Source organism: Actinomadura litoris, assembly GCF_009733595.1.
Taxonomy (GTDB): Bacteria; Actinomycetota; Actinomycetes; order Streptosporangiales; family Streptosporangiaceae; genus Spirillospora; species Spirillospora litoris.
In genome coordinates, this window is sequence record NZ_WOFH01000012.1 from 97,175 (window position 1) to 111,826 (window position 14,652).

Consider the following 14,652-nt stretch of genomic DNA (forward strand, 5'->3'; position numbering starts at 1 on the left):
TCCTCTCTCCGAACCGCGGGGGCCGTCCCCCGCACATGTCAGACGGAATCCACCATGCCATCGGTTCGCATGGTGTTTCACCATCCGGGCCAAGGCACTTCCCGGCGGCTCGCGTCTCGCGCCCGCCCGGCGGGTGCGGTGTCGCCCCGCCGCCCTTCCGGCGGGGCTCGCCTCCGGCGCCGCCCCACCGGTCAGGGCACGCGCCCGCGCGGCGGTCGAGGCCGCCGCGGAGGACACCCCGAGCGCGGCGGACGCGCGGCGGTCACTCCTCCTTGGCGGTGACGGTGACCGGCGCGTATCCGAGCTTCTCCAGCGGCTCGCGGATCTGCGCGGCGTCGCCCACGGCGATGACGGTCAGCGCGTCGGTGTCGACGTGCTTGCGGTAGGCGCGGGCCACGCCGTCGGGGGTGGAGGCGCGGACGGCGGCCAGGTAGGCGCTGGGGTACTCCTGGCCGAGCCCGTTGGCGGCCGCGTCGGCGAGTTCTGCCGCGACGGCGCGCGACGTCTCGTACTCGGCGGGCGCGCGGTCGGCCAGGGCGCGCACGGACGCGCCGTGCTCCTCGGCGTCGATGCCGCGCGACACCACGCCGCGCAGCTCGGTGAGCGCGTCGGTGACGGCGTCGGCGGTCACCTCGGTGTGGACGGCGCCCTGCGCGATGAACAGCCCGCAGTGCCGCATGCGCAGCAGCCCGGCCCGCATCCCGTAGGTGTAGCCCTTCTCCTCGCGCAGCACCGCGTTGAGGCGCGAGGTGAGGCCGCCGCCCAGCACGTGCGAGGCGACCATCAGCGACGGCCAGTCGTGGTGGGAGCGGTCGGGGACGCCGTGGCCGATGCTCAGGTAGGTCTGCACGGAACCGGGGCGGTCGACCACGACGATCCGGGCGGCCGACTCGGGCATGATCCTGTCGGCGGTGCGGAGCGGGCCGCCGGTGCCCGCCCAGCCCGTGAGCGCGCCGGAGAGCGCCGCGTCGGCGTCGACCCCGGCCAGGTCCCCGGCGACGACGGCGGTGGCCTCGGCGGGCACCACGGCCTCGTAGAACGCCCGGACGTCGGCGCCCTCGATCCGGCCGACGGACTCGCGCGAGCCGCCGGTCGGGCGGGACGCGCGGGCCTCCGCGGGGAACATGACCGCGCGCAGCTCGCGGGCCGCCCGCGAACCGGGGTCGGCGTCCTCCTGCGCGATCTCCTCCAGCCGCTCGCGGACGAGGCGGCGGACGTCGGCGTCGTCCAGCGCGGGCCGCCGCACGACCGAGGAGAACAGCTCCAGCGCCTCGGCCAGCCGCGTCACCGGGACGTCCAGCGCGATCCGCAGGGCCGTGAGGTCGGCGGCGGCGTACAGGCTCGCGCCGAGGCGCTCGAACGCCGCGGTCAGCGCGGTGCCGCCGCCCGGCTCGGTGCCCTCCAGCAGGGCGCGCGCGGCGAGCGTCGCGACGCCGTCGGAGCCCTCCGGCTCGCGTCCCGCACCCGAGTGCAGGACGAGCCGGACCGCCGCCAGCCGGCGTCCGGGCAGGTCGACGCGGAGGGTCGCCGGACCCGCGGGCACCCGTCCCGCCTCGCCGGCCGGGAACGCCCACGCGGGGACCGGCCCCGGGACGGGGCGGGGCTGCAAGGACAGAGCGCTCACGACGACGTACCTCCGTAGGTCAGGGCGGTGCGGGCGCCGGGCGCGAGCCAGCGGGACGCCATCTCCTGGATGGCCTCGCCCCTGACGGCGGCGGCGCGTCCGGGGGCGGTGAAGACCCGGGCCGGGTCGCCGAACTGGGTGGCGTTCTGGGAGAGCGCGTTGGCGAGCCCGGTGACGGTCTCGGTCTGCTCCAGGAAGCCGCGCTCGGCCTGCGCGGTCGCCCGCGCGGTCTCGTCGGCGTCGGGGCCGGACGCGGCGAACCGCTCCAGCTCCTCGTCCAGCACGGCGGCGATCTTGTCCGGTTCCGGCCCGACCGCGTCGACGATCGCGAGGGACTGCCCGGACGCCAGCCGGGTCACCCCCGCCCACACCTCGGTGGCGATCTGGTCGCGGCGCACCATGCGGTCGTAGAGGCGCGACCCGGAGCCGCCGCCCAGGATCTCCACCGCGAGCTCCGCCGCCTCGATGTCGTCCCCGCCGTCGGTGGGGAGCGTGAACATCGCGAAGTAGGCGGGGGAGGGGACCTCCTCGTCGAGCGCCTCCCCGCGGATGCCCGTCAGCGGCCCGAGCGTCCCCGGACGCGCGGGCGGCTTCTCCGGCCCCGCCGGGATGCCGCCGAAGTACCGCTCCACCGCCGCCAGCGTCGCGTCGGCGTCGACGTCCCCGACGACCGACAGCACGGCGTTCCCCGGCGCGTACCAGGTGGTGAAGAAGTCGATGCAGTCCTGCAGCGTGGTCGCGTCCAGGTCGTCCATGGAGCCGATGGGGGTGTGCGCGTAGGGGTGGCCCTCGGGGAAGGTCAGCGCGCACAGCCGCTCGAACGCGGTTCCGTAGGGCTGGTTGTCGTAGCGCTGGCGCCGCTCGTTCTTCACCACGTCGCGCTGGTTGTCGAGGTTGGCCTGGGTGAGCGCGGCGGGCAGCGTGCCCATGCGGTCGGCCTCCAGCCACAGGGCCAGTTCCAGGTGGCTGACGGGGACGGTCTCGTAGTAGTTGGTGCGCTCGAAGGAGGTGCTGGCGTTGAACGCCGCACCCGCGCTCTCCAGCAGCGCGGCGTGCTCGCCCTCGGCGACGTTCGCCGAGCCCTGGAACATCAGGTGCTCGAAGAGGTGGGCGAGCCCGGTCCGGCCGGCGTGTTCATGCCGTGAGCCGACGCCGTACCAGAGGTTCACGGCGGCCAGCGGTACGACATGGTCCTCGCAGACCACCACGCGCATGCCATTGCCGAGCGTGTGCTCATGCAGCGGCTGTTCTGCCACGGAGCGCTCCCGTCCAATCGATGGGTCGGCTGGTGCACAGCTCCGCGCGCTTCGGTGGGACTTGGGTGGCAGGGCCCCAGGCGGCGGGCTTGATCTCTGTCTCACCGTACCGGGTGCGCGGCCCTCGACGGGGCGGGGAGTGGCGGCTCGGGAGGGCTCGGAACGGCTCGGCGCGCGCCCCGGAGGGAAGATCAGTGCGCGGCGGACTCGTGCGCCGCGATCGCCTCGTCCAGCGAGTTGTGCAGAACGAAGATCTTGGTGAGCTGGGTGACGTGGAAGACCCGGCGCACCCGGTCGTTCACCCCCATGAACGACATCGAGCCGTCACGCGCCCGCAACCGGTGGTACACGCCCACGAGCACGCCGAGGCCGGTGGAGTCGAGGAACGTCACCTCGCCGAGGTCGACGACCAGGTGCACCCCGCCGTCGTCGATGATGCCGAGCAGCGCCTCCCGCAGCCGGGGGCTCGTGAAGACGTCGATCTCGCCGCTGATCTTCACGACCGTGACGCCCTTCTCGACGCGGTGTCCGACGGCGAAGTCCACCGTTGCTCCTTCTCTGCGGTCGTCCGGGGGAAGGCCCCCATACCCGATGGGCCCCTGGTTACTCCCGCGTGGCTCCTGCCCCAAGGACGGCGGGCGCCGCCTCGATGTCTCAGGGACAGCGGAACAGCGCCCAGACCACCTTCCCCTGGGGCAGCGTCCGCCAGCCCCAGCGGACGCTGAAGGACTCGACCAGGTGGAGGCCGCGTCCGGTCTCGGCGATGTAGTCGGGCTCCTTGCGCCGGGGCGCGGCCTGGCTGGAGTCCATGATCCCGCACAGCAGCCAGGGGCGCTCGTGGCGGAGGCGCAGCCGGATGGCCGGCGGCGCCGAGCCCAGCGGGTCGGCCGGGTCGTCGCACACGCCCTCGCGGTGTACGTCGTCGCCCGGCCGCCCGCAGGCCGTCCTGCCGCTGTGCCTGAGCGCGTTGGTGACGAGCTCCGAGACGACGAGCCCCACGTCGTCCGACAGGACGCGCGCTCCCCACTCGACGAGCCGGGAGACGGCGAAATGACGTGCTTCGGTGACCGACTCCGGGTCGGGCTGGACGGTGAAGGAGACCGTGGGACGTGCCAATTCCGTCAGCGTCGTGAGCGCCCTGTCCAGTTCGGGAGGCAGGTCGCTCGACTCCGGCACGGGTGTCGAGCGCACGGCGATGTCCCGTGGCTCGGCCGGCCCCACGAGGGGGCCGAGCTCCCACCGCGTGTCGTCGTGCGCGTGACGTGACGTCATTCCCCGGACCCCGCAGAGTGATCTCGTTGTGCAGCCGTGGCTCGGAAGTCTCGTGCGTTATCCTGCGCATCGTAGCGTGCGAATGCAAGGCCCAATGCACGTGCATCTGAGTTCGGAAGGGTGTGGGGCGGCGCGGATGCACGCGGGCGATCGGAGGTAACCGCAGGACACGGAGGCCAGTGGCACACTAGGTTCGCTGTCCGCCGAATAGCCGGGAGGTTGGGCGTGACTCCAGAGACGCCGGGAAGCGGGTCGACGGTCCGTCGGATCCTGCTCGGGTCGCAGCTTCGCCGTTTGCGCGAGGAGAAGGGCGTGACCCGTCAGGACGCCGGCTACGTCATCCGCGCGTCGGAGTCGAAGATCAGCCGTCTGGAGCTCGGGCGGGTCAGCTTCAAAGAACGAGACGTGGACGACCTGCTCACGCTGTACGGCGTCGGCGACAAGACCGAGCGCGAGGCGCTGCTGCAGCTGGCGCGGGAGGCCAACACCCCCGGCTGGTGGCACCGGTACAACGACGTTCTGCCCAACTGGTTCCAGACCTACGTCGGTCTGGAGGAGTCGGCGGCACTGATCCGCACGTACGAGCTTCAGTTCGTCCCAGGACTGCTGCAGTCGGAGGGGTACGCGCGGGCGGTGATCCGCCTGGGCAACGCCGGGGCCGCCGAACACGAGATAGACCAGCGCGTCGAGTTGCGCCTGCAACGCCAGGAACGCCTCACGGGCCCGGACGCTCCGCGCCTGTGGGCGGTACTGGACGAAGGGGCGCTCCGGCGTCCCATCGGCGGACCGGAGGTGATGCGCGGTCAGTTCGAGCACCTCATCGAGATGTCCAAGCTGCCCAACGTCACCATCCAGATCATGCCGTTCAGGTTCGGTGGGCACGCCGCCGAGGGAGGGGCCTTCACGATCCTGCGCTTCCCCGAGCAGGACCTGCCGGACGTGGTTTACGTCGAGAACCTCACCGGCGCGATGTACCTGGACAAGCGCGACGACGTCGACACCTACCTGCAGGCGATGGAACGCCTCTGTGTCGACAGTGCGACCCCGGAGCGCACGGTCGAGCTTCTCGGTGATCTTCTCAGAGAGACATGATGCTCCAGACCCAGCACGGCCAGACCAGGGCCGGTCACGACGACTACGACAACGGGATGCCCGCCACCAAGCTCCAAGGCGCGCGGTGGCTGAAGTCCCGGCGAAGCAACTCCCAGGGGAACTGCGTCGAGATAGCGGAGCTGCCCGGCGGGCAGGTCGCGATGCGCAACTCCCGCCATCCCGAGGGCCCCGCCCTCATCTACACCCGCCCTGAGATAGAGGCGCTCATCCTTGGAGCCAAGGACGGCGACTTCGACCATCTCATCGCCTCCCGTAACTGACACCCGGAAAACCGCCAACGGAACGCCGCCACAGCGCGGCTCGTCGCACGCGGCGGGTCGACTCCGGTCCACCGAACGTCGACCCGTCCGCTCCGCAGAAACAGAGGCCACCCCGGCGCGAGGGTGGCCTTTTTCCGTTCCCTCCGAGTCAGCCGCAGTTGCCGTAGGGGGCGGTGCCGCCGTTGCCGCCGAACCGGACGCACTTCCCGGCCGCCGACACGAACACCGGGCCCGCGTACCACTCGAAGGACCCGCCGTCGGCGACCCGGCCGCCTCCGCTGCGCTGGATCCAGACCGACACCGAGGACGCCTTGCCGACGCTCCGGGTCTTCATCGTGACGGCGCAGTTGTAGTGCGAGCTGTTGTAGAGCAGGTAGACGGTCCCGCCGGACGCGGCGATGGAGCGCTGCACGTAGTAGCCGCCGCCGTGCCCGCCGCTGTTGCACACGGCCTGCGGCGTGTACTTGTTCGCGGGCTCGCGGACGGGCCCGGACCCGCCGCCGCCCTTGGTGGGGTCGGGGCTGCCGGGCCGGCCGCCCGGCTTCTTCGACCCGTTCGGGCTCGCCGCCCCGGGGCTCTCAGAACCCGCTGGACGGCCGCGCTTGTCCTTCGGGCCCTTGGACACGCCGCCCGCGCCGCTCGTCCCCGCGGCGCCGTCCTGGGCGCCGTGCTCCTGGGCGGGCGCGGCGGCGGGGCGGTCCTCGGCGGGCGCGCCGCCGTCCGACCGGGTCGCGGCCCAGACCGCGCCGCCCGCGACGACCACCGCGACGGCCGCCGCCGCCGCGATCGGGATCATGAGGCCGCGCTTCCGGCCGCCCCGCCGTCCCGGCGGCGGGGGAGGCCCCTGCGGGGCGCCGAGGCCGGACGGCTCGGGCGCGGGGGCGGGCCGGGGCGGCGTCGCGTCGCCGAACGGCGGCGGCTGCGGCGCCGTCGTGTGCCGTCGCCCGGACGGATCGGTCACCTGGTCGGGCGACGCGGCGGGGACGGCGGGGAGCGGCGGTACGGGGGACGGCGCCGCGGGGGAGGTCCCGCTGGCGGCGCCGACGAAGCGCTCCTGCGCCTCGCGCGCGGTGGGCCGCCGCGAGGGGTCCTTGTCCAGGCACGCCACCACCAGCTCCCGCAGCGGGCTGGGCAGGTCGCCGAGCTCGGGCTCGGCGGTCAGGATCCGGTGCATGACCATGGCCATCTCGTCGTTCCCGAACGCGGGCCGCCCGGTCGCGGCGAACACCATCGTCGTGCCCCACGCGAACATGTCCGACGCCGGGCCCACGGCGCCGCCGGTGAAGTGCTCGGGGGCCATGTAGGCGGGGGTGCCGACGTTCTGCGTCTCCCCGGCCGCGCCCAGCGCGCGCGCCACCCCGAAGTCGATGACGCGGGGGCCGTCCGGACCCAGCATCACGTTGTGGGGCTTGAAGTCGCGGTGGATGATCCCGGCCTGGTGGATCGCCGTGAGCGCCGTCAGGGTGCTGATGGCGAGCCGTTCCAGCGTCCCGCCGGTGCGCGGGCCCTCCACGCGCACCACGTTGTGCAGGGACTGGCCCGGGACGTACTCGCTGACGATGTAGGGCTGGTCGCCCGCGACGTCGGCGTCCAGGACCTGCGCGGTGCAGAACCGCGCCACCCGCTTGGCGACCTCCAGCTCGCGGACGAACCGGGCCCGCGCGGACTCGTCCCCGGAGAGCCCGCCGTGCAGGAGCTTGATCGCGACGTGGTCGGTGGTGGGGGCCGGCCCGTCCCCGCCGGCGGGACGGCCGAGGAAGACCGCCCCCTGCCCGCCCTCGCCGAGTCGGCCCAGGATCTCGTAGCCGCCCAGCCGGGCCGGGTCACCCGACCGCAGCGGGTGGGAATCCGGCATCGTCCTGTCCGTCACACCACTCGCTCCCCGTCGCTCCAGATCCGTCCAGCAAGACTATTGGCCACACGAGGGTACGCGCTGGGCGAACCGGATGATCAATAGCGGGACCTGCGGCGTTGGGACGCACGGCATGACGACCGCCCCTTGGGGCGGTCGTCGGACCGGTTGTTTCAGGCGCTCTCGGTGGGCAGGCCCGCCTCCGTCCAGTCCTCGATACCCTCCCGGTATACGCGCACGTCGGTGTAGCCCAGCTTCTCCAGGCGCGCCGCCACGGCCTTGCTGTTGTTGCATGCGAGGTTGGAGCAGTAGGTGACGATCGCCGCGTCCTTGTCGGGGAGCAGGCTCCCGGCTCGTTCCGCGACCTCGTCCTCCACGAGGTTGAGGGCGCCGGGCAGGTGCTGCTTGGCGTAGTAGGACGCGGGCAGGGCGTCGACGACGGTGGCGGTGCCATCCTCGATGGCGGTACGCAGGCCGGCGCGGTCGATCACGGCGGACATTGATCCTCCCGACTGAACTGGACTATAGTCCGTTTGATCCATCGAGAGGAACGGTAATGGACCACGGTCCGGTTGGCAAGGCGGATCTCGAACTCGCGCGCACGCCGCCGCCCCGGGAGCGCGCGGACGCCGCCAGGAACCGCGCGAAGGTGCTCGCCGCCGCCGCCGACCTCTTCGCCCGCCAGGGGGTGGAGTCGGTGTCGATGGACGCGGTGGCGGCCGCCGCGGGGGTCGGCAAGGGGACCCTCTTCCGCCGCTTCGGCGACAAGGCGGGCCTGGCCGCGGCCCTCCTCGACGAACGCGAGCGCGAACTCCAGGACGCGATCCTCGCCGGACCGTCCCCCCTGGGGCCGGGCAAGCCCGGCGAGACCGCCGAACCGTCCGCGCGCATACGCGCCTTCGTCGACGCCTACCTGGACTACGTCCTGGACCACCTGTCCCTGGTGCGCATGTCGGAGACCGCGTCACCCGGGGCGCGCTACCGCATCGGCGCCTACCGGTTCTGGCACCGCCACCTGACCATCCTCCTGGACGCCCCGGACGGCGAGGCCGTGGCGCACACCCTCATGGCCGCGCTCGGCGCGGAACACCTCACCGCCATGGTCGAGGCCGTGGGCGTGGACCGCACGCGCGCAGCCGTCCACACCCTCTTCGCCCTGCGCGCATAGCGGAGCCCCCGTGCGCTCCTGGAAGCACACGGGGGCTCGCGGGTCGTCAGGCCGGGTCGGGCGTCAGCCGCTCGGGGCCGCCGTCCGCCCGGCCGCTCCGGTGGCCCGGCGGGCCCTCCGGGGCGTGCTCGCGTTCCAGCCGTGCGGCGACCGCGAGTGCGCGCAGCGACGTCGTCTTCACGTGTGCGCGCCCGTTGCCGGCTCGGGGCCTGAGGATGCTGCTGGGCATGGTCGCCTCCGCGGGGGTCGTGGGTGGACGTGATGTGCCGCCCATCACACTGGACGGCACAACTAGTTGCAACCGCAAAGGTTGCCCCGGTATTCCGAGTGATCGTTCCGTTTAGCGCTGGTTTGCGCCTACCCCGGGACTCGCCTTCAATGCCCCCGTGCCCGCCAAGGAGAGACCGATGACCGACGACCTCGCGCGCCACCCCGCCCCCGAGGACGAGGCGCCCCCCGGCCTCATCACGTCCCTCCCCGACGAGGACCACGACGACCCCGCCGACCGCCCGCCCCGCCGCTTCCCCCCCAGCAAACGCCTCTACGTCTTCGCGACCTGCTACACCCTGTTCGTCATCGCCGTCTGCACAGGCTGGATCATCCATTCCCCCGGCCACTCCCCATCCAACTTCCTGACCGGCTTCCTGGCAGGCGCGACCCTCGCGACAGCCCTCCTGGCATACCGCCTGTGGCAAACCCGCCGCCCCCGCCCCTAACAATCGGTGCGCCCCCTGTAAAGCTCCCCTACAGTCGGTCGGGCCCACGAGTGCCCGGGGAGCGGACGATGCGCGCGATCGAACTGAAGGCCACCGGATTACTCCTCGCGATGCCCTTGCTCGCACCGCCCCCCTCTCCGTCCGGCACCCCGCGCCCCCCATCGCCATCCCCCGTGACGCAGGCCCCCTGCGACCCGCCGCGCGGGAACCGGGCCCCCTTCTCCGAGCCGTGGGCGCAGAGGCGCCTGGCCTTCCAGCGGGCCTGGCCGTTCACGCGCGGCGAGGGCGTGACCGTCGCCGTGATCGACAGCGGCGCGGACGCGACCCATCCGATGCTCGCGGGACGCGTCGCCCGCTCCACCGACCTCACCGGCACCGGCGACCGCGACTGCGCGGGCCACGGCACCGGTGTGGCCGCGCTGATCGCGGGCCGGGACCTCTCCGCGCGCGGATTACCGCTCACCGGCGTGGCCCCGGCGTCCCGGCTCCTCGTCTACAAACAGCAGAACGGCGACCATGAGGAGAAGGGCGGCGAACGGCTCCCCAGGGCGATCCGTGAGGCGGCCGACGCGGGAGCGGACGTCATCAACATCTCGATAGCGGCGGGCGACTCACCGGCGCTCGAACAGGCCGTCCGCTACGCGCAGGGAAGAAACGCCGTGATCGTCGCCGCCGCGGGCAACACAACGACCCCGGACGGCGCCGAAGGCCCTTCCTATCCGGCGAGTTACCCGGGCGTGGTCTCCGTGGCCTCGCTCGGCGAGGACGGTCAGAGGGTGGAGAGCTCCGGCCTCCGATCCCGCGTGGACGTCGGCGCGCCCGGCGAGGGGATCACCGTTCCCTGGCCGAACGGCGGCTTCAACCCGCAGGCCCAGGGCACCAGCTATGCCGCCGCATATGTGTCGGGCACCGCGGCGCTGGTGCGCGCACGCCATCCGCTGCTCCGCCAGGACCAGGTCGTCCACCGGATCCTCACGACGGCGGACGGGAACACGGGAACGGCCACCGGCAGCGGAATGGTGAACCCCGTGCAGGCGGTGACCGCGCTCATCCCTGAAGAGGCGGCCGGCACCGCGCTCCGGCAGCCCTCCCCGCGCCCGGCCAGGCTCGTGGCGTCCCCACCCGAGGACGGCAGGACGCATGACCGGGCCGTCGTGCTCGCGGCGGGCGCACTGGGCCTGGCCGCGCTGGCGGCGCTCTGCGGCGTGGTCCTCCCGCTCGGGCGGCGCCGCGGCTGGCGGCCGGGGAAGGCCGTCATCTCCGTCCCGCGAGACGAGGACGAGCCCGTTCCCCCACCCTCCGGGCGCGGCGGCATCGGCGCGTCCTGACCGGGCGGCCGGCCGTCAGGAGTCCAGCGCGGCCGTCTGGACGAGGCGAGCGCCGTTGCGCCTGTCGGCCAGCGTGCCCCGCCCCGGTGGCAGGGGCGCGGGACGGACCTCGCCGAACAGCGGCCCCTCCTCCTTGCTCCCCGACATGACGAGCGCGGGCGCCGCCATGTCCTTCAGCCGCTGGATGACCGGCTCGTAGAGGGCGCGGCCCATACCGCCCATGGTCCGGGCCAAGATGAGGTGGAGGCCGATGTCCCGCGCCTGGGGGAGCAGGTCCAGCAGCGGTAGGACGGGGTTGCCGGCCGTGGCGACGAGTTCGTAGTCGTCGACGATCAGGAAGATGTCCGAGCCCTTCCACCACGACCGGGCCCGGAGCTGCTCGGGGGCGAGATCGGGCGGCGGAAGCCGGTCGTTCAGCGCGTCGACCAGATCCTCCACCAGGTCGGACGCCGCCGAGGCGGACGCCGCGTAGCCGACCCGGTGCGCGGTGTCGGCCGTGTCCAGCAGCGTCCGCCGGTAGTCGATGAAGATCAGCTTGGCCTCCGCGGGCGGGTGGCCCGCGACGATCCCCTCGGCCACCAGCCGCAGCAGGTTGGACTTCCCGCACTCGGTGTCGCCGACGACCGCGAAGTGCGGGTCCGCGCCGAAGTCGAGCCACACCGGGGCGAGGGCCGCCTCGTCGATGCCGATCGGGACGCGCCATCCGGCCCGCGGCTCCCCGCCGACACCCGGCATGCTCGCGAGATCTTCCGCCGCCAGGACGGCGGGCAGCAGCCGCACCGGGGGCGCGGGCGGCCCCTGCCAGGCGGCGTCGACGGCCCTCACCATCCCCGCGACGCCCTCGGCGAGGTCGTCGGTGCCGCCGCGGCCGTCCAGCCTCGGCAGCGCCGCCAGGAAATGCAGGCCGTCCCGGGTCAGGCCGCGCCCCGGCCGTCCCTCCGGCACGTTCTCGGCCAGCCGCCGGTCGATCTCGGACTCGTAGGAATCGCCGAGCCGCAGTTCCAACCGGGTGCCGAACACGTCCCGGATGCCCATCCGGAACTCCGACCACTTCCCGGCGGTCGCCACGACGTGCACGCCGAATCCGAGCCCCCGCGCCGCGAGGTCGGTGACGACGTCCTCAAGCGCCTCGTATTCCTGGCGCAGCGTCATCCAGCCGTCCACCACGAGGAAGACGTCGCCGTATCCGTCCCCGCGAATCCGCTCGGTCGCCCGGAGCCGCCGGTACATGGCGATGGAGTCGATCCCCTGGTCGCCGAACTCGCGCTCCCGCCGTTCGAGAAGCGCGGTCACCTCGGCGACCGTCCGGCGCACCCGGTCGCCGTCGAGCCGGTTGGTCACCCCGCCCACATGGGGCAGACCGGCGAGGCCGCCCAGCGTCCCCCCGCCGAAGTCCAGGCAGTAGAACTGCACGTCCTCCGGCGTGTGCAACAAGGCCAGGGACGCGATGAGCGAACGCAGCATCGTCGACTTGCCGGTCTGCGGCGCGCCCGTGATGGCGACATGCCCGGCCGCGGCCGACAGATCGACCCAGAACGGATCGCGCTGCTGGTCGAACGGCCGGTCGATGACCCCGACCACGGCGGCGAGGCGCCGCCGCCCCGTCCACCCGGGCGGTGTCAGGCCGTGTTCGGGCGTCGGCGCCAACGCGGGCAGCAGCCGGTCGAGCGTCGGGGGCACGTCCAACGGGGGCAGCCAGATCCGCCGCGCCGCGGGGCCGTGGTCGGCGAGCCGGTCGATGACCGCCTTGAAAAGGGTCTCGCCGGAATCCCGCTCGACGCGGGTCTCCCTCGGGCCCGGGTGGGCGGGGCCTGGTGAAGGGATGAAGGCGGTGCTGTACGGAAGGATCCGCCGGGGCGCCCCATGGGCGTTCCCATGGAACCGCGATTCGCTTTCCTCTTCCACCGCCCCCGAGACATAGGCGGCCTTGAACCGGACCATCTCGTTGACGTCCACTTTCAGATAGCCGTTCCCCGGCTGGGGAGGCAGCTCGTAGGCGTTCGGGACGCCCAGCACCGCCCGGGACTCCATCGCGGAGAACGTGCGCAGGCCGATCCGGTACGACAGGTGCGAGTCGAGCCCGCGCAGCTTCCCCTCCTCCAGCCGCTGGGACGCCAGGAGCAGGTGCACCCCCAACGACCTGCCCAGCCGTCCCATCATGACGAACAGCTCGGCGAACTCCGGCTTGGCCGCGAGCAGCTCGGAGAACTCGTCCAGCACCACGAACAAGGTCGGAAGCGGCTCCAGCGCGGCGCCCTGTTCCCGCGCCCGCTCGTAATCGCGCAGCGACGCGTGATTGCCCGCCGAACGCAGCAGCTCCTGCCTCCGCACCATTTCGCCGTGCAGCGCGTCGTACATCCGGTCGACGAGCGAAAGCTCCTCCTCCAGATTCGTGATCACGGCGGACACGTGCCGCAAGCGCTCCAGTCCGAGGAAGGTGGCGCCGCCCTTGAAGTCGACCAGCACGAAGTTGAGCGTCTCCGGCGAATGGGTCACCGCCAGCGCCAGCACCAGCGTGCGCAGCAGTTCCGACTTTCCGGAACCGGTGGCGCCGATCAGCAGCCCGTGCGGTCCCATTCCGCCCTGGGCCGACTCCTTGATGTCCAGTTCGACGGGGTGGCCGGCGGAGTCGACGCCGATCGGAACGCGGAGCCGGTTGCGCGGCGCCCGCGGCTGCCAGGTGAACCGCGGATCGACGTCGTCGGGGCCGCCCAGCCCGAGCAGCGAGGTGAGCGTGAGATTTCCCGCCAGCGCGTTCTGCTCGGGCTCTTCCGCCGCCCCGACCCGCAGCGGCGCGAGCCTCAACGCGAGCCCTTCGGCCTGGACGGGATCGAACCGGTCGGCTTCACCGAGAACGCTGGGCACGTCCTTTCCGGTGTGGTCCCGCTCCAGCATTTCCAGCCCGTTGTCCGTCACATGCAGGCGGAGCATCGTCGCGCTGGACGTGGGCGCGACCGAACCGCTCAGGTCCATGACGCACAAGCCCTTGATGCCGTCCGCGCCGATCTGCGAGTCGCCCGTGACGGTCCCGTCGTCGACGACCACCACGTAGAACGGCATGTGCTGTGTGTCGGCGCCGGGGGAGAAGCGCGGACGGTCCTTGAGCTCCTCCTGCAGCAGTGATTCCAGCGCCCCGAGCGAGTGACCGGCCAACCGCACCGGGCCCGCCGCGTCCTGCATGCTCGGATGCAGGCAATGCGGCAACCATTTCGTCCATTCCCATTGCGGCATCCGCTCGCGTGAGGCGCAGATGACGAGGCGCACGTCGTCCGGGGTGTGCAGCGTGACGAGTTGCGCGACGGCCGCCCGCGCCATCGCCCGCGCGGCCTCCTGCCCACCGGTCACCACGACCCTCGCGAACGCCGGAAGGGACACGGCCACCGGCAGGTCGGGAACGGTCGAGTGCGCCCGCAGGAAACGCCGCAAGGCGCCCGCGCACATCGGCTCCAGGTCCTCGACGGGCTTGGTGTCGGGGGCGACGAGCTCCAGCGCCAGCCGCTGCCGGCCGCGCCCGATCCGGACCTGCCCGAAGTCCTCGTCCGCCGGGCGGCGCTCCCACAGCCGGTGGCTCATCGCCAGCGACCACAGCGACCGGGGGTCGGGCCCGCTCCACTCCAGCGCCTCCCGCTGCTGGGCGGCCGCCCTGCGCACCCGCCCCCGCACATGGTCGAGGTAGCGGTAGTAGTCGCGCCGCGCGCCGTTCAGCCGCTGCCTGCGCTCACCCGCGCCCTGCCCGGCATGCCCGAAACCCATGCCGACCATCGACAGGACGAACAGCCCGCCGGCCACCCACATGAGCGGGTTGCCGCCACCGGTCCCACCGGCGCCTCCCATGAACATGAGGCCCATGGCGCCGCCGCCGGCCGCCATTGGCAGGTACATCAGGGCGTTCATAAAACCCTGGTTAATGGTCTCCGGAACTTCGGGCGGCGGCTCCAACATGATCTCGCCCTCGGGTATCCGCGGCGGCGGCCGCCTTTCCGGCCGCCGCACGAGAACGGTTCCCACCACCGCTTCCCTTCGTCCCTCACGACCACGGGTCAACGACGGGCCATCCTAGTGC

13 protein-coding genes are annotated in these 14,652 nt (G+C 72.8%); 5 read left to right on the forward strand and 8 right to left on the reverse strand.

The genetic code is table 11. From position 1 onward, the window contains the following. Nucleotides 1–262: 262 nt before the first annotated feature. The 4 genes from GNZ18_RS29785 to GNZ18_RS29800 all read right to left on the reverse strand — a co-directional run bounded on the left by GNZ18_RS29785 (nt 263) and on the right by GNZ18_RS29800 (nt 4,071). A complete protein-coding gene (locus tag GNZ18_RS29785) occupies nt 263–1,624 on the reverse strand; it encodes a M16 family metallopeptidase (protein ID WP_312874830.1) in 1,362 nt (453 codons plus the stop codon). Then, entirely contained in the window at nt 1,621–2,880 is a 1,260-nt protein-coding gene (locus GNZ18_RS29790) for a M16 family metallopeptidase (RefSeq protein ID WP_312874831.1), read from the reverse strand. The genes GNZ18_RS29785 and GNZ18_RS29790 overlap by 4 nt, the downstream gene beginning before the upstream one ends. Nucleotides 2,881–3,071: 191 nt before the next feature. Continuing rightward, nucleotides 3,072–3,425, reverse strand: coding sequence for an STAS domain-containing protein (locus GNZ18_RS29795; protein WP_214620224.1), 354 nt, complete (start codon nt 3,423–3,425; stop codon nt 3,072–3,074). A 109-nt stretch (nt 3,426–3,534) separates the two neighbouring features. After that, nucleotides 3,535–4,071 carry an ATP-binding protein gene (locus GNZ18_RS29800; protein WP_312874832.1) on the reverse strand — a complete coding sequence of 179 codons (537 nt, stop codon included), beginning with the start codon at nt 4,069–4,071 and terminating at the stop codon, nt 3,535–3,537. Nucleotides 4,072–4,377: 306 nt separating this feature from the next. On the opposite strand from GNZ18_RS29800, the gene GNZ18_RS29805 reads away from it, so the two are divergent. Continuing rightward, nucleotides 4,378–5,244 (forward strand): Sco1979 family transcriptional regulator, encoded by an 867-nt coding sequence (locus GNZ18_RS29805; protein WP_504919244.1) that lies wholly within the window; start codon nt 4,378–4,380, stop codon nt 5,242–5,244. Beyond that, a complete protein-coding gene (locus GNZ18_RS29810; protein ID WP_242891589.1) occupies nt 5,241–5,525 on the forward strand; it encodes a DUF397 domain-containing protein in 285 nt (94 codons plus the stop codon). Before GNZ18_RS29805 ends, GNZ18_RS29810 begins: the two co-directional genes overlap by 4 nt. A 148-nt stretch (nt 5,526–5,673) precedes the next feature. Here GNZ18_RS29810 and GNZ18_RS29815 read toward each other — a convergent pair whose 3' ends face one another. Then, nucleotides 5,674–7,380, reverse strand: a complete 1,707-nt coding sequence (locus GNZ18_RS29815) for a serine/threonine-protein kinase (protein ID WP_156219954.1) — start codon at nt 7,378–7,380, stop codon at nt 5,674–5,676. A gap of 170 nt (nt 7,381–7,550) precedes the next feature. Further along, nucleotides 7,551–7,877 carry a rhodanese-like domain-containing protein gene (locus GNZ18_RS29820; protein WP_156219955.1) on the reverse strand — a complete coding sequence of 109 codons (327 nt, stop codon included), beginning with the start codon at nt 7,875–7,877 and terminating at the stop codon, nt 7,551–7,553. A gap of 56 nt (nt 7,878–7,933) precedes the next feature. Between GNZ18_RS29820 and GNZ18_RS29825 the strand changes: the two genes are divergently transcribed. Next, nucleotides 7,934–8,545 (forward strand): TetR/AcrR family transcriptional regulator, encoded by a 612-nt coding sequence (locus GNZ18_RS29825; RefSeq protein WP_156219956.1) that lies wholly within the window; start codon nt 7,934–7,936, stop codon nt 8,543–8,545. A 46-nt stretch (nt 8,546–8,591) separates the two neighbouring features. On the opposite strand, the gene GNZ18_RS29830 is transcribed toward GNZ18_RS29825, so the two are convergent. Further along, nucleotides 8,592–8,774, reverse strand: coding sequence for a hypothetical protein (locus GNZ18_RS29830; protein WP_156219957.1), 183 nt, complete (start codon nt 8,772–8,774; stop codon nt 8,592–8,594). 178 nt (nt 8,775–8,952) lie between these two features. On the opposite strand from GNZ18_RS29830, the gene GNZ18_RS29835 reads away from it, so the two are divergent. Together GNZ18_RS29835 and GNZ18_RS29840 are read left to right on the forward strand one after the other, a co-directional pair. Next, nucleotides 8,953–9,261: a hypothetical protein gene (locus GNZ18_RS29835; protein WP_156219958.1), complete on the forward strand. Its 309-nt coding sequence runs from the start codon at nt 8,953–8,955 to the stop codon at nt 9,259–9,261. A gap of 173 nt (nt 9,262–9,434) precedes the next feature. Then, nucleotides 9,435–10,589, forward strand: a complete 1,155-nt coding sequence (locus GNZ18_RS29840) for a S8 family serine peptidase (RefSeq protein ID WP_173390920.1) — start codon at nt 9,435–9,437, stop codon at nt 10,587–10,589. A gap of 15 nt (nt 10,590–10,604) precedes the next feature. On the opposite strand, the gene eccCa is transcribed toward GNZ18_RS29840, so the two are convergent. Next, nucleotides 10,605–14,600, reverse strand: coding sequence for a type VII secretion protein EccCa (eccCa, locus tag GNZ18_RS29845; protein ID WP_446678411.1), 3,996 nt, complete (start codon nt 14,598–14,600; stop codon nt 10,605–10,607). Between the last annotated feature and the right edge of the window lie 52 nt (nt 14,601–14,652).

What these genes read in the sequence shown, in the direction of transcription:
- GNZ18_RS29835 (WP_156219958.1), top strand. Translation starts at nt 8,953, where the DNA reads ATGACCGACGACCTCGCGCGCCACCCCGCCCCCGAGGACGAGGCGCCC.
- GNZ18_RS29820 (WP_156219955.1), bottom strand. Translation starts at nt 7,877, where the DNA reads ATGTCCGCCGTGATCGACCGCGCCGGCCTGCGTACCGCCATCGAGGAT.
- GNZ18_RS29810 (WP_242891589.1), top strand. Translation starts at nt 5,241, where the DNA reads ATGATGCTCCAGACCCAGCACGGCCAGACCAGGGCCGGTCACGACGAC.
- GNZ18_RS29825 (WP_156219956.1), top strand. Translation starts at nt 7,934, where the DNA reads ATGGACCACGGTCCGGTTGGCAAGGCGGATCTCGAACTCGCGCGCACG.
- GNZ18_RS29830 (WP_156219957.1), bottom strand. Translation starts at nt 8,774, where the DNA reads ATGCCCAGCAGCATCCTCAGGCCCCGAGCCGGCAACGGGCGCGCACAC.
- GNZ18_RS29815 (WP_156219954.1), bottom strand. Translation starts at nt 7,380, where the DNA reads ATGCCGGATTCCCACCCGCTGCGGTCGGGTGACCCGGCCCGGCTGGGC.